At 53.7% G+C, this 16,139-nt stretch carries 17 protein-coding genes and 1 pseudogene; 9 read left to right on the top strand and 9 right to left on the bottom strand.

Features of this window, described 5'->3' with window-relative positions; translation table 11 throughout:
* Window positions 1-34 precede the first annotated feature (34 nt).
* Complete coding sequence (locus AB182_RS31565; protein ID WP_052958901.1) at window positions 35-418, top strand: AAA family ATPase; 384 nt, start codon at window positions 35-37, stop codon at window positions 416-418.
* Window positions 419-1,162 carry a hypothetical protein gene (locus tag AB182_RS22090; protein WP_047371970.1) on the top strand — a complete coding sequence of 248 codons (744 nt, stop codon included), beginning with the start codon at window positions 419-421 and terminating at the stop codon, window positions 1,160-1,162. It abuts the gene before it with no gap.
* Window positions 1,163-1,232: 70 nt separating this feature from the next.
* Here the strand turns inward: AB182_RS22090 and AB182_RS22085 are convergent.
* Both AB182_RS22085 and AB182_RS22080 read right to left on the bottom strand, forming a co-directional pair.
* A pseudogene (locus tag AB182_RS22085) lies at window positions 1,233-1,622 on the bottom strand (aminotransferase class I/II-fold pyridoxal phosphate-dependent enzyme); the annotation flags it as partial.
* Between the two features lie 309 nt (window positions 1,623-1,931).
* A protein-coding gene (locus tag AB182_RS22080) for an IS3-like element ISKpn34 family transposase (RefSeq protein ID WP_120773466.1) occupies window positions 1,932-3,052 on the bottom strand; the annotation gives its coding sequence in 2 pieces (ribosomal slippage) (window positions 1,932-2,800 and window positions 2,800-3,052; 1,122 coding nt in all).
* A gap of 452 nt (window positions 3,053-3,504) precedes the next feature.
* Here AB182_RS22080 and AB182_RS22070 point away from each other — a divergent pair.
* Genes AB182_RS22070 through AB182_RS22060 form a run of 3 tightly spaced genes read left to right on the top strand, consistent with a single transcriptional unit; the run spans window position 3,505 to window position 6,100 of the window.
* The gene (locus AB182_RS22070) at window positions 3,505-3,972 is read left to right on the top strand and encodes a MarR family transcriptional regulator (RefSeq protein WP_047371968.1); all 468 of its coding nucleotides are present in this window, start codon (window positions 3,505-3,507) and stop codon (window positions 3,970-3,972) included.
* A 3-nt stretch (window positions 3,973-3,975) separates the two neighbouring features.
* Complete coding sequence (locus tag AB182_RS22065; RefSeq protein WP_047371967.1) at window positions 3,976-5,043, top strand: HlyD family secretion protein; 1,068 nt, start codon at window positions 3,976-3,978, stop codon at window positions 5,041-5,043.
* Window positions 5,033-6,100 carry a DUF2955 domain-containing protein gene (locus tag AB182_RS22060; protein WP_047371966.1) on the top strand — a complete coding sequence of 356 codons (1,068 nt, stop codon included), beginning with the start codon at window positions 5,033-5,035 and terminating at the stop codon, window positions 6,098-6,100. Before AB182_RS22065 ends, AB182_RS22060 begins: the two co-directional genes overlap by 11 nt.
* Here the strand turns inward: AB182_RS22060 and AB182_RS22055 are convergent.
* The 6 genes from AB182_RS22055 to AB182_RS22030 all read right to left on the bottom strand — a co-directional run bounded on the left by AB182_RS22055 (window position 6,094) and on the right by AB182_RS22030 (window position 11,939).
* On the bottom strand, window positions 6,094-6,333 hold the full coding sequence (locus tag AB182_RS22055) for a DUF2164 domain-containing protein (protein ID WP_047371965.1): 240 nt from the start codon (window positions 6,331-6,333) through the stop codon (window positions 6,094-6,096). The two genes, AB182_RS22060 and AB182_RS22055, sit on opposite strands and share 7 nt — an antisense overlap.
* A 722-nt stretch (window positions 6,334-7,055) precedes the next feature.
* Complete coding sequence (locus AB182_RS22050) at window positions 7,056-7,298, bottom strand: DUF3343 domain-containing protein (protein WP_047371964.1); 243 nt, start codon at window positions 7,296-7,298, stop codon at window positions 7,056-7,058.
* The gene (gene yjiL, locus AB182_RS22045) at window positions 7,298-8,062 is read right to left on the bottom strand and encodes a putative 2-hydroxyacyl-CoA dehydratase activator YjiL (RefSeq protein ID WP_047371963.1); all 765 of its coding nucleotides are present in this window, start codon (window positions 8,060-8,062) and stop codon (window positions 7,298-7,300) included. Before yjiL ends, AB182_RS22050 begins: the two co-directional genes overlap by 1 nt.
* Window positions 8,063-8,071: 9 nt before the next feature.
* On the bottom strand, window positions 8,072-9,223 hold the full coding sequence (locus tag AB182_RS22040; protein ID WP_047371962.1) for a double-cubane-cluster-containing anaerobic reductase: 1,152 nt from the start codon (window positions 9,221-9,223) through the stop codon (window positions 8,072-8,074).
* A 112-nt stretch (window positions 9,224-9,335) separates the two neighbouring features.
* Window positions 9,336-10,571 carry a multidrug efflux MFS transporter MdtM gene (locus AB182_RS22035; RefSeq protein WP_047371961.1) on the bottom strand — a complete coding sequence of 412 codons (1,236 nt, stop codon included), beginning with the start codon at window positions 10,569-10,571 and terminating at the stop codon, window positions 9,336-9,338.
* Window positions 10,572-10,658: 87 nt separating this feature from the next.
* Window positions 10,659-11,939, bottom strand: a complete 1,281-nt coding sequence (locus AB182_RS22030; protein WP_047371960.1) for a DUF445 domain-containing protein — start codon at window positions 11,937-11,939, stop codon at window positions 10,659-10,661.
* A 188-nt stretch (window positions 11,940-12,127) separates the two neighbouring features.
* Here AB182_RS22030 and rmuC point away from each other — a divergent pair, with 188 nt between their 5' ends.
* The 4 genes from rmuC (at window position 12,128) to AB182_RS22010 (ending at window position 15,168) form a co-directional block, all read left to right on the top strand.
* On the top strand, window positions 12,128-13,666 hold the full coding sequence (rmuC, locus tag AB182_RS22025) for a DNA recombination protein RmuC (RefSeq protein WP_052958899.1): 1,539 nt from the start codon (window positions 12,128-12,130) through the stop codon (window positions 13,664-13,666).
* A 71-nt stretch (window positions 13,667-13,737) separates the two neighbouring features.
* The gene (locus tag AB182_RS22020; RefSeq protein ID WP_047371959.1) at window positions 13,738-14,019 is read left to right on the top strand and encodes a type II toxin-antitoxin system RelB/DinJ family antitoxin; all 282 of its coding nucleotides are present in this window, start codon (window positions 13,738-13,740) and stop codon (window positions 14,017-14,019) included.
* A complete protein-coding gene (locus tag AB182_RS22015; RefSeq protein WP_047371958.1) occupies window positions 13,997-14,302 on the top strand; it encodes a type II toxin-antitoxin system RelE/ParE family toxin in 306 nt (101 codons plus the stop codon). The genes AB182_RS22020 and AB182_RS22015 overlap by 23 nt, the downstream gene beginning before the upstream one ends.
* 80 nt (window positions 14,303-14,382) lie before the next feature.
* Window positions 14,383-15,168: a hypothetical protein gene (locus tag AB182_RS22010; RefSeq protein ID WP_052958897.1), complete on the top strand. Its 786-nt coding sequence runs from the start codon at window positions 14,383-14,385 to the stop codon at window positions 15,166-15,168.
* A 7-nt stretch (window positions 15,169-15,175) separates the two neighbouring features.
* Here the strand turns inward: AB182_RS22010 and yjiA are convergent, their stop codons facing one another.
* Window positions 15,176-16,129 (bottom strand): GTPase, encoded by a 954-nt coding sequence (gene yjiA / locus AB182_RS22005; RefSeq protein ID WP_047371957.1) that lies wholly within the window; start codon window positions 16,127-16,129, stop codon window positions 15,176-15,178.
* Window positions 16,130-16,139: the final 10 nt, after the last annotated feature.

Genomic DNA, 16,139 nt, shown 5'->3' with positions numbered 1-16,139 from the left:
GGGGAGTGTATCGCCATTAAATTTAGGTGCCGGAATGAGCTATATTGCTAAGGTGCTTATTATCTGTCTTATGGCGAAAAAAGGAGATCTAATTTTATTGGAAAATCCTGAGATTCAGTTACATCCTAAGGCTCAAGCTCATTTGGCTATATTCCTGACATTTATTGCAAGTAAAGGGATTCAAGTTATTGTTGAAACTCATTGTGAGCATTTAATCAATCGCATCGCTTATCAAATTTATGATGATGCAATATCCTCTACTGATGTTGTGGTTCATTATAAGCCTAACGTAGATGAATCTTTTGTTTCATTGCTTATTGATGATAATGGTGATTTTACCGATCTTAGCCATAATAAAGCATCATTCCCGAAAGGATTTTTCGATGCTACATTAGCTGAATTGATGGAGATGAGATAAATGCTAGGGAATATAGTTCTTGAAACGCCATTGCTAGTGGAGTATTTAAATCATACGGGTTCTAAAAAGTATAAAAGAATCTTAAAAAAGATTACGTTTCCGTATTCCACAAATAAAAAACAATGGGAAGCAGCTAAACAATTAGGCCTCAATAATGCAACTTATGAAAGAGTATTACCTCAGCTATTAAATGAGGGTGAAAAGGATGATGATCTTCTTACATTAGCTTCAAAATCAGCATTGAAAGTTATTTTAACTGATGACCCATCAAAGAAGTTGCCTTATGTTCACTATAAGGATGGATTAATCAATAACCATATTGCCATAAATATTGAAGCTAATGCATCTCGAGATGATTTGAAAAAGTACCTAGAAATATTATGCCGTGATGCATGGAAAGTAACAATTTGTGATAATTACTTTGCAACAAACTGGGATCATAACAAAAGCCTTTTTTATTCTATTCTTCCAAGAGGTAATCTAATTATTGAATATGCAGATACACCCGCGAAATTAAATGTTCTACTAAATAGTAAAGAGATTACAAATGATTTTGTCAAAAGTGTATGTCCTGATTGGAGTGTTCAGATCACTACTCAACAAAAATATCTAGGTTGCCATGATCGTTATCTATTAATAGAAATGCCTGGGCATAAGGTCGAAATATTACTATCAAGTGGTTTCGATCATATTTGGCGACCTAATCCTAAAGAACTCACCTGTGTCTTTCGTAATGTATCTTAAATACTATTGATTTTTAAGTGTTTATTGATAATAACTGGCATAATTTCGCGTGGGCGAACATAATATATGTTCATTTTACCGCCCACTTCATCGCCACCCCCAGCTGCACCGTCACCTCGCGGTGCTTCTCGATCGGCGGCAGCGCGCAGTTGTTCCTTAAGCAGTTCCGATAATTCCCTGAAGCTGAAAACAGCGAACCCGGCGTGACTTGGATCTTCATCCGGTACAGTTGCTTCACCACGCACACCATATCTACCTGCTCAGGTAATTCCACCCACAGCATAAAGCCGCCGGTCGGGCGGGTTACGCAGATCCCGCAGTGGAAAAACTCGCGCAGCCAGCAGGTGTAGATCTCCATGTTGCGCTGGTAGATCTGCCGCATCCGTCAGACGTGGCGGTGGTAGTGGCCTTCGCGGATAAAGTTAGAGGCCGCCAAATGGGGCGAGGAAACGTTGGTGCCATAACAAGAAGGCGACTCGACGGCGATGATGTTGTCAGGTTTACACGTCGATAGCAGCGCTTGATAGGCCTACTGAACGGTGCTTGTGCCTGGCAAAGCCTGTGTAATGAGGACATTTTTTCTCCAGGGGGATAAAGTCCTTGTTCGATTCGTTCTGCCAGCACCCAGACCAGATGTTGATAACGAGTCATGCTCAATTCTTGATTGCCGCTATACAGATTAAGAAACCAGCATATGTAGGCGATAAAAAATGAGTCTTGCTGTAAGTTTTAGCCAGTCTTGACCTGCCCCCAGAGTTAGATACAACCTTCAGTTAGTAATGTCGGTTGGTTTTTCTTCATATTTCCCGTTTCGCCAGCCCGCTGCAAATTCAGCCGGCGTCAGGTAATTCAGTGATGAATGTGGTCGACACTCGTTATAATCCAGTCGCCAGTCATTAATGATCTTCCTGGCGTGAACAATATCGCTGAACCAGTACTCATTCAGGCATTCATCACGAAAGCGTCCGTTAAAACTCTCAATAAATCCGTTCTGCGTTGGCTTGCCGGGCTGGATAAGTCGCAGCTCCACACCATGCTCAAAAGCCCACTGATCGAGTGCGCGGCAGGTAAACTCCGGGCCCTGATCGGTTCTTATCGTAGCCGGATAGCCGCGAAACAGCGCAATGCTGTCCAGAATACGCGTGACCTGCACGCCTGAAATCCCGAAGGCAACAGTGACCGTCAGGCATTCCTTTGTGAAATCATCCACGCAGGTCAGGCACTTGATCCTGCGACCTGTGGCCAGTGCGTCCATGACGAAATCCATTGACCAGGTCAGATTGGGCGCCATCGGGCGGAGCAGCGGCAGACGTTCTGTTGCCAGCCCTTTACGACGTCGTCTGCGTTTTACACTCAGGCCATTAAGTTGATAGATGCGGTAAACCCGCTTGTGGTTAACGCAAAGACCTTCACGTCGCAGAAGCTGCCAGATACGCCGGTAACCAAAACGGCGGCGTTCAAGTGCCAGCTCTGTGATGCGTAGAGACAGCTGCGCGTCAGCAGGCGGACGCTGAGCCGAATATCGGCAGGTTGACAGGGACAGACCTGCCAGCCTGCAGGCACGACGTTGCGACAGACCCTTAGCCTCGCACATGACTTCCACGGCTTCCCGCTTCTGGTCTGTCGTCAGTACTTTAGCCCAAGAGCCACCTGAAGCGCCTCCTTATCCAGCATGGCTTCAGCAAGCAGCTTCTTGAGTCTGGCGTTCTCTTCCTCAAGAGACTTCAGGCGCTTAACCTCAGGCACCTCCATACCGCCATACTTCTTACGCCAGGTGTAAAAGGTGGCGTCGGAAATGGCGTGCTTACGGCAGAGCTCACGGGCAGAAACGCCGGCTTCGGCCTCGCGGAGAATACAGATGATCTGTTCGTCGGAAAAACGCTTCTTCATGGGGATGTCCTCATGTGGCTTATGAAGACATTACTAACATCGCGGTGTATTAATCAACGGGGAGCAGGTCAGTCTGTATGTTAAAGAAAAGCATTTTGTGAATCTTTATTGTTCAGGCCCGGCTACGTAAAGATAAAGCTTTTAACAAGTCGAAGAGATAGAGTTTGGGTTTTAACAATATAAATAAAAACATATAGTTATATTTTTTCTCTGAGGCGGGTAATCAAAAAGTAGTGGCCTCGTGGGAATATCCCCACAATATTGCTGCGAATAAGCGACGAATAGCTAAGCCGGGCTCAGGATAATTAAAAAGTATTCACCTGTACTCCACTAAGCGTGAGCGAAGAAAATATTCTGATAAAATTTTTCCATTTCATGCTTTTCTTACCTCCGTTTCTTGATACTTATCATGATAACTATTATCCTCCTCACGGCTTAATGAGGAACCTCACATGACAGAAGACGAACTGTTTGCCCGCAGGCCGCTGGGAATGCGCATGGCGATGATTGTGCGCCAGTGGCGCGCCACTATTGATCATGCGCTTGCCGATACTGGCCTCACGCAGTCCGGCTGGACGGTGCTGATGCAGCTTAGCCAGTTGGGCGATAACGTCTCAGTCAGTGAGCTGGCGGAAGTGCAGGGCATTGAACTGCCGCCGTTAATGCGTACCCTCACGCAGCTTGAAAACCAGGGGTTGCTTGCGCGCACCACATCGCCCTATGACAAGCGTATCCGTCTGCTGGCGCTTACGCCGGAAGGCCATGCCATGCTAGAAAAAATCACCATTGTGATTGAGGCCTGTCAGGAACGTGCGGCGCAAAACATCCCAGCTGAGAATATGGAGATTTTCAGCGCCACATTGAATCAGATCGCCTGCAATTTGCGGAATATCCGCGAAGAAGATAACAAGACTCAATAAACCATGATGACGCCAGAACAAAAGTTTGCCCGCTGGGTAAGGGTGAGTATTGCCTCTTTCCTGCTGATGTTTGTCTACTTTATCGTTGCCGATATCTGGATCCCGCTGACGCCGGACGCCACCGTGATGCGCGTGGTGACTCCGGTATCGTCGCGCGTGTCCGGCTATGTCGCGAACGTTTATGTCCAGAACAACAGCGTGGTGAAGAAGGGCGACGTGCTTTACGAGCTCGATGCCACGCCGTTTAACAACCAGGTGGAAGCCGCGCAAATCGCCCTGGCACAGGCGCGACTCACCAATCAACAGCTGGACGCGCAGATTGCGGCAGCCGAAGCGAACCTCAAAACCGCACAGCTCACCGCGCAAAATGACAAAGTGACCTTTGACCGCTATCAACGTCTGGGAGCGATGCAAAACGTCTCGCAATCCGACCTGGATAAAGTGCGCACCACCTGGCAGAGCAGCGTACAGGCGGTGAATAACCTCAACGCGACCATTCACGCCCTGACGATTGAGCGCGGTGAGCGCAATGACAGCCGCAATGTGACGTTGCAAAAATATCAAAACAGCCTGGAGCAGGCGCAGCTCAACCTTGGCTGGACGCAGGTGCGTGCCGAGGTAGGGGGGAAGGTGAGTAACCTGCAACTGAGCCCCGGCTATTATGCCGCAGCCGGGAGCGCCACCCTGGCGCTGGTGCATGATAGCGCCGATATCGTGGCGGATTTCCGCGAGAAAAGCTTGCGTCACACTCACGCCGGTACGGATGCTGCGGTGGTGTTTGATGCGTTACCGGGCCATGTGTTTCGCGCCCATGTTACCAGCAGCGATGCGGGCGTGTTAGCCGGGCAAGAAGCGGTTAACGGCGAGTTGTCGCAACCGGAAACCTCCAACCGCTGGGTGCGTGACGCGCAGCGCATGCGTATTCACGTGGCGCTGGACGAGACGCTGCCGACGTCCCTGCCGACCGGCGCGCGCGCCACCGTGCAGTTGTATAACAGCGAAGGGCTGTTTGCCCGTTTCTTCTCAGGGCTGCAAATCCATCTCGTCAGCTGGCTGCACTATGTCTATTAATACCCTGGCGCGCGTCTTTACGCCGCACGGCAACATTGTCTATACCGCCAATGATTTTCGCCAGACGTTGCGTATCGTATTTGCCGGGATGCTCGCGCTGAGCATCTCCAGCTTTTACAACACCAGCTACGGCGTCTTTTACGTAGTTTACCCGGTGATGTTGCTGTCACTGGTACCCGTGTTTAATGGCCATGTGGCGAAGCAATTTATTTTTAGTGCGGTGCTGAACTGCGTCGAAATGGTATTGATCATCGGCTATTTGTCGAAATGGCCGCTCATCATGACGCTGGTAGTATTCGGCCTGTATGTGATGCGTTTTCGTTTTATGAGCAAGGGGCCGCTGTTCCTGTTTGGTTCCGCCGGGGTGGTGTGTCAGAGCACGATGCTCAACTTTATGAGCTACCCGACCAGCGACTGGCATACGCTAATCTTTTCGAACATCGAAGCCAGCGTAATGGCGGTGGCGCTCAGCGCGCTGATGCATTATCTGATCCCGGATGTAACACCGCGCAATCCGCCGCCGCGGATCGAAAAAAGCGATGCCCGTGTGCGGCATGAATCCCTGCTTTCTGGCACCGTGGCGACGATGATCTTTGTTGTCTTCCAGATAAGCGATCTCAGTGATTCGCTGTCGGCGCTGATGGCGGGGATCCTGATCCTGTTCCCGATGCACTATCGCGGCGCGGTGATGAGTTCGCTATGGCGTGTGGTAGGGGTGGTTCTCGCCTGTCTGTATATCCTGCTGGTGCAGCTGATTCTCTACAATCACAGCAGCCATATGTTGCTGATGATGCCGCTGATTGGTCTTGGGCTGGCGTTTAGCGCGCGGCTACATGTGATGGAAAAGGTGGGTGCGGGCGTTGGCTTTTCCAGCGTAACCACGATTGGCATTATGTTTGGGCAGAACCTGCACCCGGACACCGACCTGGTGTTCAGCGATCTGTATCGCATTGTGTCGGTGACGGTTGCTTTACTGGGCACGCTGACAATGGTGTTTCTGGTGCACCTGATCTTAAACCGCTTTGAAGCGACGCGGTTTGTGATTGACGATCAGTAGATCTTTTTCAGATCCATCTCTTCCTGAATGCGTTCACTGTACGCGGCGTGGGTGCGGATGGCTTCGTCGATCCCGGCGTTAAACAGCGTCGGGCCGATGTTTTCAATCACGAAATCGACAAAGAATTCGGCGTCGAATTGTTCCAGTTCGAGGTCGAAGTTGTCGGCGCAGTAGCGTTGCAGTTTCTCGCGTAGCATCTCGCGTTCACTGTGGCTGAGATCGATTTTGCTCATTGGGCTTCCAGGCTCGAGAAAAAGGGCATCATAGCAGAGGTTAGTGGTAAAGCGGTCCCGGATGGCGGCACGCTTTTCCCCCTCTCCCCGTGGTCTGAAGGATCCCCACAAAAAATGCGAGCACGATCGGTTCCCTCTCCCCGTGGGAGAGGGCCAGGGTGAGGGGGACAATGTGGCTCTGGTGGTCATTCCGTTCACTTCATGCTCATTGCTTCTCTGTCACGTCAGAACCCGTGAACGTGCCAGGGTGGTTCCCGCCACCACCCTGGCGACCCGGGCTCCCGGCCAGGAAAATCGCCGCTGGCGCGGTCCATGATGCTTATGTCGTCTGACTTTCGGGTCGGGGACCAGCCTGCGTCCTTGCAGGCTATCCCCTCCGCCCGCATCCCTGCGGGCGGCCCCGGTCAGCCGTCAACGCCTCATCGATTTTCAGCCGGACCCTGTCATCGCTGTGACTTTTGTATTCTTACGGCGCAGTGTTATCGCTGTAAAACGTAATATTACTGGGGATTCCTCAGCCCTGTGGGCGAGGGCATCAGGCCGCACGGCGCCATTTTCCCGGATGGCGGCGCAAGCACCTTATCCGGGCTACCAAACCCGCTCCAGGTAAGCGCAGCGCCATCGGGGAAAATCCCGGATGATGGCAAGCTTTTCTCCCTCTCCCCGTGGGAGAGGGTTGGGGTGAGGGCATCAGGCCGCACGGTGCCATTTTCCCGGTACGACTAATACACGGCCACCTGTTCAAACGCTTCTCCCTCGCAGCGGTAAACCGCCTGCGTTGCGCCGGGCAGCACCCACTGTTGTTCGGCGCCGGGTGGGCATTGCAGACGAATGCATAACCCGCAGCCGCCACGCAGGGTGCGGGGGATATCCGCCACGCGAAACGGTACACCGGCGGCCTGCAACAGCTTGCGGGTCTGCACCACGCCGACGGTGGAGTGAAATAAAAACAGAAACTCTACCATCAGCGTGCCCTCTGGCGCTGGCCAATCAGCGCCGCGCCAATCGCCCCGGCGTACTGAGCATCGTCATGGGTATGCACCGCCATGTTCAGGTGTTCACTCAACATGGCCCGGAAACGGGCGCAGTGGCTGACGCCGCCGGTAAACAGCAGCGGTCCTTGTGTAGTGAGACGCGAAATAAAGTGCCCGCTGCGCCGCGCCATGGCGTTAATCACCCCAGCCAGAATGGCCTCCGGGGCCACACCTGCCGAGCGCAGGCTGATCACTTCTGATTCGGCGAACACGGTGCACATGCTGGTCAGCGGATGTGGGGTGATGCCGTCAGTAATACCGTCCAGCGCCTCCACCGTGGTGCCCAGGGTGCGGGAAATCACTTCCAGAAAGCGCCCCGTCCCGGCGGCGCATTTGTCGTTCATCAGAAAATCGGTGAGATTGCCCTGTTCATCGAGCTGGATAACTTTGCTGTCCTGGCCACCGATATCAATCACCGTACGTGCCTCCGGCAACAGCAGGCGCGCCCCCAGGCCGTGACAGGAAATCTCCGTCACCTGCTTATCGGCAAAATCCACCAGCTGTCGCCCGTATCCGGTGAGGGTCAGGAAGGGCGTTTCTTGCAGACCAGCCCGCAGTGTCTGCCAGGCATCATGAATGCTGTCTGCCGGGCGAAACGAGGTGGGGCAGAGGAAACGCCGGACAATGGCGTTCCCTTCCAGCAATATTCCTTTGGTGGTGGTCGAACCGGAATCAATACCTATCGTGAACGTCACCCTGGCTCCTTACAGCATTTCAATAAACGCGGCGACGCGGGTGCTGAGCTGCCCGATATCGGCGGTGGAGTAGTCCGTCTCAATCGCCATATAAGGAATGTTGTGCTGCTGGCGTATGTGACGTTTGATGGCTAGCGATTCCACCGCATAGGTATGGCAGGCCTGCAAAATCACGTCCACCACCCCATCGGCCTGGTACTCTTCCACCATCTGGCTTAGCAAACGCAGGCGTTCGGTATTTGGCGAAATACAGGAGCAGCCAATCGCCAGATATTTGTCGGTCAGCGCGTCATACACATCACCCTCTTCCGCCACATTGCGTTCGGTGGCTTTCGCGCCGGTGCAGTTTTCATAGCCCACCACCCAGCCGCCGTTCTCTTCAATGGCGCGCACCACTTTTTCGGCCGCGCCGCCAATCGGGCAGCCGGTGATCAAGATGCGCGGACGTGACTCCAGCCGCTTGCCCTGTTCCCACTCGGATTTCACGCGGACAGTCATCTCATTGAGTTCACTGATCAATGCGTTTTTATCGAAACGGAAGGTCGCGCCGTACACCACTTTCAGGATGTCTGCTCCGCTCAGCGCGGGTGGGTTAAGCTGCCCCAGACGGTAGAAATCCGCTGTCGCCTGACGTTCGCGGTTTTTCAGCACGATGGCCTCGCGCAGGGCGGCTTCACTGATAGGCTGACCAAAGCGTTCCTCGATGTGCTGTTGCAGGCGCAGGATTTCCGATTTCCACAGCGCACGGGAGGCGGCATCCGTTGCGCTGTTGGGTAGCTGCATCACATGGACGGCTTTGAAATCCGCCATGTATTCGTACATTTTTTTCTTGCCGTCGCAGGTGGTTTCACCCACCACCAGGTCAGAGAAATAGAAGTACGGGCATTTGTCGGTTTTACCGAAACCGTAGCTGCTTTTTATCAGCGGGCAGAGGTTACGCGGCAGATCTTTTTCCGCTTCTTCAATGGTTTCGTCGTTGGTGGAGCACAGCGACACCACAACGGCCCCGGCGGCCATCGCGATTTCCTGCGGCATACAAGTACAGTAGGTGCCGACCAGCGGAATTCCGCGTTCTTTCAGTTCCATCACGGTGAGAAAACCTTTCTGGCGGGCGTCGGAGAATTGCTCAAAGATTTGCGGAAGTTCTGTAATAAGAGACATGTTTTTTCCTTCCCCGTCACACGGGAGATCCTAAAAAACGAGGCGGTCTGCTGCCGCCGAAGGAAGGATTATAACCATTATGAATGTATGGTTTTGTTGATCTGCCGCGAGATTAGCGGCATTCAGAGGTGTGGTACTGCTGCACCCGACGTACCAGACGGGTCAGGCAGAGTATGGCCAGGCAACCGGTGACCAGCGCCAACAGATGAAACGGAATACGCCCGCCGCCAGAGAACCACAGCCAGCGCGCGACTTCGATTAATAGCGCCACGGTAGTGAGCACCACGATGTTGAGCGACGCCGACACGGTACCTTTCGGTAAGTTATTAGAAAACAGCGTAAAACGGTACAGGGTCGAGAAAATCAGCCCGATGCCAAAGCAATAGATGCTGGTGCCGGCCACCGACCAGAACCAGAGGTGCGGAAAGAGCAGATTCCCGGCAAGCAACGTCACCAGCCCGACCAGTTGGATGGGCACGGTACGACGGATATAGCGTGGGTCGGTCGGATCGTCCACAACGCGCATCACCACGATATTGGCGGCGATCAGCGCTCCAAATACCGGGATCTGCGCCCAGGCAAATTCCGCGGTGGTCATGCCGCCCGCGTCGATCAGAATCACCGGGGAGACGGCCACCCAGCTCATGAGCGGAATATAATAAAGCGCAAGCGTGGCGGCACCGTTAAGGAAAACGCGGTTGCGGAATACCGCGCAAAAATCCTCTACCACGCTCATTACCCGTAGCGGTGTCTCCTGCCTTTTAACGGTTTCCGGCATGGCCAGCATCAGCCCAAGCCAGGCCATAAAACCAAGGGCGGCGATCACCGCGAAAATGACCTTCCAGTGGACAAAATGCATTAACGCCGCGCCACCCAGCGGCCCAATCACCGGGGCCAGCAGCACCGCCGAGGTGATAAGTGACATCAGTTTGATGGCTTGAGTGGGTTCAAAGGCTTCCTGGATGGTGACGTATCCGACCGTTGAGATAAAACAGATACTGGTGCCCTGAATAAAGCGCGCCGCCAGGAACTGCTCAAAGGTGGTGGTGAACAGGGTGGCAAGACAGGCAAGGGTAAAGATCAGCGCCCCGGTCAGCAGCACCGGGCGACGCCCAATTCTGTCAGAAAGGGGGCCTAACGCCCATTGCAGCGCCATGCCGCCTGCCATGTACAGGCTAACAGAGAGCGGTGCGAGGCTGACATCGCCGTCAAAATCGCGCACCACCTGAATGATGCCCGGCTGGATCATGTCGGTGGTGAGGTAGGCGGCAAAATCATAGAGCACCAGGGCCATCGGGAAGATAAAGACCCCGGCGTAACGGGCAAAAAAAGCAGGCTTCCATGACATAACACTCTCCTTTTACGGCGTTTCTTACCGCACGCCTCTATTGTGCGAGCAGATAATTTATATGTCGACGTGATTTTTGCCGCTTTTTTAACCTGTGGACAGGGAAAGCAGGGCGGGGATCTGCGAGAGCAGGTAGAGCACAAGGCCAATCGATCCGCCCACCAGCGTGCCGTTGATGCGGATAAATTGCAGATCTTTGCCAATGTTCAGCTCGATCTGGTGCGACATGTCACGGGCATCCCAACTTTTCACGGTATCGCTGATATGGCGGGTCAGAAACTCGGCAAAATCCGGTGCGACGCTGTGAGCCGCCTGCTCCAGGTGTTCATTAAGCGAGGTGCGCAGTGCGCCGTCCGCCAGTAGCGTTTCGCCAAACCAGAGTCCGGCTTCGGTGATGCGCTGTTTAATACGCGAATCATCGGCCTGCATATCGGTCTTCATCCAGTCGCGCAGGTCACCCCACATCTCGCCCAGATAGCGGTTAAACGCGTCATCTTCTTTCAGATAGCGTTTAATATTATCGGCCCTGGCAGCCATCTCCGGGTCGGTCTTCAGGTTGGCGATCAGTTTCAGTACGGCCTTATCAAAGGCACGACGGATCTGATGTGCGCTATCGTGGGTGACATCATCCAGCAACGTGTTCACCGCGCGCGTGACCATCACAGCACTTTGTTCACCCAGCCATTCGGTGGGCAAAATTTTGGCCTTCCGCGGATGTTCGGTTTTCAGCCAGCGCACAATCTGGCTGGCGATAAAGTCCCGGCTGCTCTCCTTTTGCAGCAGGATGATCATCTGGCCAATCAGGGCATCCAGCAGTACCTGATGGCGCTGGTTTTTGGTCATGCTCTCCAGCATCAGCGCGCCGGTTTCGGTGAGATCGACTTTATCGATCGCCCGGTGTACCGCGCGTTTAAGCAGGTTTTTGATCCGTGTATCGTCCGCCAGTTCCAGAAATCCGCTCATGACCTGCATCAGGTGCTGGCCGACACGACGGGCGTTATCCGGCTGGCTGAACCAGACGCCAATCATCTGCGCGGGTTGATGACGGTGAATGAGTGCGACCAGCGACTGGGTGTCGAGAAATTTTTCCTGCACGAACTGCCCGAGATTGTCGCCGATGCGGTCTTTATTGCGCGGAATAATCGCCGTATGGCGGGAGATAAAGGGCAGGGGGACGCGGCGAAACAGCGCCACCACGGCGAACCAGTCTGCCAGCGCGCCGACCATCGCCGCCTCGGCAATGGCCTTCACCCCGCTGACCCAGAAGTTGGGCGGCAGAAAAAGAGTGACGATGAATGTCGCTACCGCGATCAGCAGTAATGAGAGCGCCAGGCGTTTAGCGCGTTTGAGTTCTGTGATTTTGTTCATGGTTTAAGCATAGAGCATAGTGGCAGTTTCGCTTGGTTTTCAAGGTGAAGCGCGGTGGCGACGGTTCCCCTCATCCCGGCCTTTTCCCAAAGCGGCGAGAGGGAAAGGCCGGGCGAAAACCAAATATTGCATCTTCGTATGTCGGGGGTATGGTAGTCGCAGAAAAGATGGATAAAGGATGCGCTGACATGACGCTTACGATAATTGCCGCTGTGATTGCCGCCCTGCTGGGCGGTGCGTTTGGCTGGCTTCTTACCCAACAGACATTTACCCGCAAAATGGCTGCGCTGGAGCATGACCATGAGCTGGCGGAAGACGAACTGGCGGCAACCCAAAAACGGCTGCGCGAGCAGGAAGCCAAAACCGAAGCGGCGCGCAACGAAAAGCACCAGCGGGATATCGACGTTAGCGCTATGCGCCAGCAAATCAGCGACCTGAAAGGGAGAGCGGATGAGGTTTTGCAGCGTCTGGCCAGAACGGAAGCGCAACTGGAAGAGGAGCGCCGTCTCTCGGGCCAGCTCGACCATGACTATACCGAGCTGAAAACCACCCTTGAGCAGCGCGAGCACCATTTCCGTGAACAGTTTGCCAGCCTCGAAGAGACCAAAAAATCGCTGTCGCGTGAGTTTGAAAATATCGCCAATAAGATTTTCGAAGAGAAGGGCAAAACCTTCACCACCACCAGCAAAAACAGCCTGGATGACATGCTTAAGCCGTTCCGTGAGCAAATTGAAGGCTTCCAGAAACGGATTAATGAAGTCCATGATGCCTCCATTCGTGGCAATGCCGATTTGAATGCAGAGATTAAAAAGGTGCTCGATGTCGGTCTGAAAATGAGTACCGAGGCGACCAACCTGACCTCGGCGCTGAAAGGCGATTCCCAACAGCGCGGCGCCTGGGGCGAGGCACAGCTACGCCGGACGCTGGAGATGAGCGGGCTGGTAGAAAAAGAGCATTTCGAGGTGCAGAGCGCCTTTACAGACGAAAACGGGCGCCGGAAACAGACGGACTATCTGATCCGTCTGCCGGACAACAAGCACATCATTATCGACAGCAAAGTGTCGCTTAATGCCTATGACCGCGCCTGTTCGGCCGAAACGCCACAAGAGCAGCAGCACGCGATGGATGAGCACATCATGGCGGTACGCCGCCACATCGACGATCTGGCATCGAAGGATTACACCAGCCTGGCGGGTATTCGCAGCCCGAGTTTTGTGCTGATGTTTATGCCCATCGAAGCGGCCTATATTGAGGCGCTGAAAACCAATAAAGGGCTGTTTGAATACGGTTACCGTAAAGGGATTGTGCTGGTTTCCCATACCACGCTGATCCCGATTCTGCGTACCGTCTCCAACCTGTGGATGATTGAACGTAGTAACAGCGAAGCACGGGAAATCAGCGAGCGGGCCGGGGAGATCTTCAATACCGTGTGCCTGGTGGCTGAGCGCTTAAGTAAGCTTGGCGGCACGTTAACCACCGCCAGCAACCAATATAACGCCACCGTGACCTCGCTGGTGGGCAGTCAGGGGTTGTATGGCAGAGTGGAGCGCTTTGGCAAACTCTCCGAGAAGGTCAATAAGGAGCTGCCGAAGCTTGAGATTTCTCACCGCGACTTCGAGCACGAACGAATGGCGATGATCGTTGAAGCGATACAGGAGCCCGAGGCTATTGAGGAAGACCCCGCCGCGCTGCCGGAAACGCCTTCGCAAGCCGTTAACGAGCGCTAAGGATGGCGTTTTTCAGATTTTCATAGGTATTTTTTGTGGCTACAATGTAGCCACATAATGAAGGAGGACCTATGGACTCTGTTATCCGATCGCGTATCGACAAAGAGCTGAAAGAACGAGCGGCTAGCGTGCTGGAAGAGTGTGGACTGAGCTGGAGTGTGGCTATCCGCTTGTTTGCTGAGCAAATCGTAAAACATGAAGGGCTACCCTTTGAAGTAACCCGTAACCCGACTGTCCGTCTGCAAACCGCAATGCACGAAGCAGATGAGATTATTACGCACCGGCATGGACGCTTTGAGAGTGCAGAACAGCTTATGGACAGCCTGAATCATGGTAAAAAGCAAACGGACTAACTTGCCATTCCGATCGGATTACACCCGCTCTTTTATCAAAGCCTGGGAACGCTATAACAAAGCCGGGCGGCGGGATATGAACGAAACTGCCGCCATCATGGCCATGGTTCTTTCCGGTAACCCGCTTCCTGCGCAATATAACGACCATGCGTTGACCGGCAATATGCAAGGTTTCAGGGAGCTGCATATCGGTGGGGATTATTTGCTGGTGTATAAGCTTGAGTCCGAAAAGCACGTGGTCGTGTTCACTGATTTAGGGACCCATGCCGAATTGTTCGAATAACAAACAGCCTGAAACGACATCATACGTGGCCATTGTCCGGCGTATGATGTCCCCTCGACTGACCCTGAGTAAAAGAAACCATGAGCGCTATTGCTGCTAATTTGTCGCGCTTTCGCGACGCGATCGTCAATTTTTCCGGTCACAAAACGCCCGGTGAGTTACCCGCTGAATTTTTGCTGGCGCAGGAGGGAAACCTTGCCCAGTACTACATTCCCTTTGATGCGGTAAATACCCGTGCGCTGGTGGTGCTGGTGGGGATAACGCCTGGGTATGTGCAGTGGTATAACGCGGTGACGACGGCACAGAAAATACTGCGTGACGGCGGCGATGACGCGCTGGCGTTACGTGAAGCGAAAAAACACGGGGCGTTTAGCGGGCCACTGCGTAATAACCTGGTCAAATTGCTTGATGGTATTGGCCTGGCGCAGATGCTGTCGCTGGATTCCAGCGCGCAGCTTTTTACCGACCATACCGGGCTGGTGCATTGCACGTCGCTCTATACCCAGCCGCTGTTTGTGCAGGGCGTCAATTACAACGGTAAGCCGCATTTTTCCCGTTCCGCACTGTTAAGAGCGGCCATTGATGAGGGGTTCGCGCAGGAAGCGGCGGCGCTGAAAAAAGCGGTGTTTATTCCGCTGGGACCAGTGGCGACAGAAGGGGTTAATGTGCTGGTAAGCCGGGGTGTACTGGACGAGGTACGGGTATTGTCCGGGCTGCCGCATCCATCTGGCGCCAATATGGAGCGGATTAGCTATTTTCTCGGGCTGAAAGCGCGCGACACGCTGTCGAGTCGCACCAATGCGGATCTGCTTGATCAGGCAAAAGCCAGTTTACTGGCGAAGGTCAGTAAACTGGCGTTCATATAGTGTGGCGTCAGGCTTTCAGGCCGGCAAAGGCGTCGCGGATGTCCTGCTCCGGCAACTGGATGCCGATAAACACCAGCGTGCTGTGCGGCGGCTCGTCGCCCCACGGGCGGTCCCAGTCGGCACTGTAAAGCCGCTGTACGCCCTGGAATAACAGGCGGTTGGGCTCGCCATCAATCCACAGCATGCCCTTGTAGCGCAATAACTTGTCGGCAAACGACAGCAGCAGGTTTTCCATGACCCGTGAGACCGCGCTGATATCGACCGGATAATCCAGCTCCACCACAATGGATGAGACATCGTTCTGCTTGTCGGCAATAAAGTGGAAACGTGGTTTTGCGGTGATGTTCTCTTCCAGCATAAAGCCGTTGGTATTAAACAACAGCTCAAGGTTGATATCACCGTGGGTGACGGTATAGATCGGCGCACGGGCGTTGATGCGGCCCAGGCGTTCGCGCAGTTTTTCGCTTTCACCGGCGACATCGGTTTTGGTCAGCAAAATGCGGTCGGCATAACCCACCTGCGACTGGGCGATGGTGAACTGGTTCATCTGCTCATCTGCATGCACGGCATCCACCAGCGCGATCACGCCATCCAGCAGATAACGCTGGCAGAGGATCTCATGGGAAAAGAAGGTCTGGATAATCGGCCCCGGATCGGCCATGCCGGTGCATTCGATCACCAGGCGATCAAAGGCGACATCGCCGCGATCGCGGCTATCGAGCAAGTCGAGCAGGGCATCTTCCAGTTCGCTGGAGCGGGTACAGCAGATACAGCCGTTGGTCAGGGTTTTGATTTGCGTGGCGCGATCGCCAATCAGCTGGTCATCTACGGAGACTTCGCCGAACTCGTTTTCGATGACGGCGATTTTAAAACCGTGCTGTTCATTGAGGATGTGGCGCAGCAGGGTGGTTTTACCTGCGCCGAGAAAGCCGGTGAGTAGGGTAACGGCAATCGGGGTCATGCTCTCTCCT

Source organism: Phytobacter ursingii (genome assembly GCF_001022135.1).
Classification (GTDB): Bacteria; Pseudomonadota; Gammaproteobacteria; order Enterobacterales; family Enterobacteriaceae; genus Phytobacter; species Phytobacter ursingii.
Note: the sequence above shows the minus strand (reverse complement) of the source record. Positions and strands in the feature narration are given on the sequence as shown.

Coding starts and splice junctions, on each gene's coding strand:
- AB182_RS31565 (WP_052958901.1), top strand. CDS start 35: ATGAGCTATATTGCTAAGGTGCTTATTATCTGTCTTATGGCGAAAAAA.
- AB182_RS22090 (WP_047371970.1), top strand. CDS start 419: ATGCTAGGGAATATAGTTCTTGAAACGCCATTGCTAGTGGAGTATTTA.
- AB182_RS22070 (WP_047371968.1), top strand. CDS start 3,505: ATGACAGAAGACGAACTGTTTGCCCGCAGGCCGCTGGGAATGCGCATG.
- AB182_RS22065 (WP_047371967.1), top strand. CDS start 3,976: ATGATGACGCCAGAACAAAAGTTTGCCCGCTGGGTAAGGGTGAGTATT.
- AB182_RS22060 (WP_047371966.1), top strand. CDS start 5,033: ATGTCTATTAATACCCTGGCGCGCGTCTTTACGCCGCACGGCAACATT.
- AB182_RS22055 (WP_047371965.1), bottom strand. CDS start 6,333: ATGAGCAAAATCGATCTCAGCCACAGTGAACGCGAGATGCTACGCGAG.
- AB182_RS22050 (WP_047371964.1), bottom strand. CDS start 7,298: ATGGTAGAGTTTCTGTTTTTATTTCACTCCACCGTCGGCGTGGTGCAG.
- AB182_RS22040 (WP_047371962.1), bottom strand. CDS start 9,223: ATGTCTCTTATTACAGAACTTCCGCAAATCTTTGAGCAATTCTCCGAC.
- AB182_RS22035 (WP_047371961.1), bottom strand. CDS start 10,571: ATGTCATGGAAGCCTGCTTTTTTTGCCCGTTACGCCGGGGTCTTTATC.
- AB182_RS22030 (WP_047371960.1), bottom strand. CDS start 11,939: ATGAACAAAATCACAGAACTCAAACGCGCTAAACGCCTGGCGCTCTCA.
- rmuC (WP_052958899.1), top strand. CDS start 12,128: ATGACGCTTACGATAATTGCCGCTGTGATTGCCGCCCTGCTGGGCGGT.
- AB182_RS22020 (WP_047371959.1), top strand. CDS start 13,738: ATGGACTCTGTTATCCGATCGCGTATCGACAAAGAGCTGAAAGAACGA.
- AB182_RS22015 (WP_047371958.1), top strand. CDS start 13,997: ATGGTAAAAAGCAAACGGACTAACTTGCCATTCCGATCGGATTACACC.
- AB182_RS22010 (WP_052958897.1), top strand. CDS start 14,383: ATGAGCGCTATTGCTGCTAATTTGTCGCGCTTTCGCGACGCGATCGTC.
- yjiA (WP_047371957.1), bottom strand. CDS start 16,129: ATGACCCCGATTGCCGTTACCCTACTCACCGGCTTTCTCGGCGCAGGT.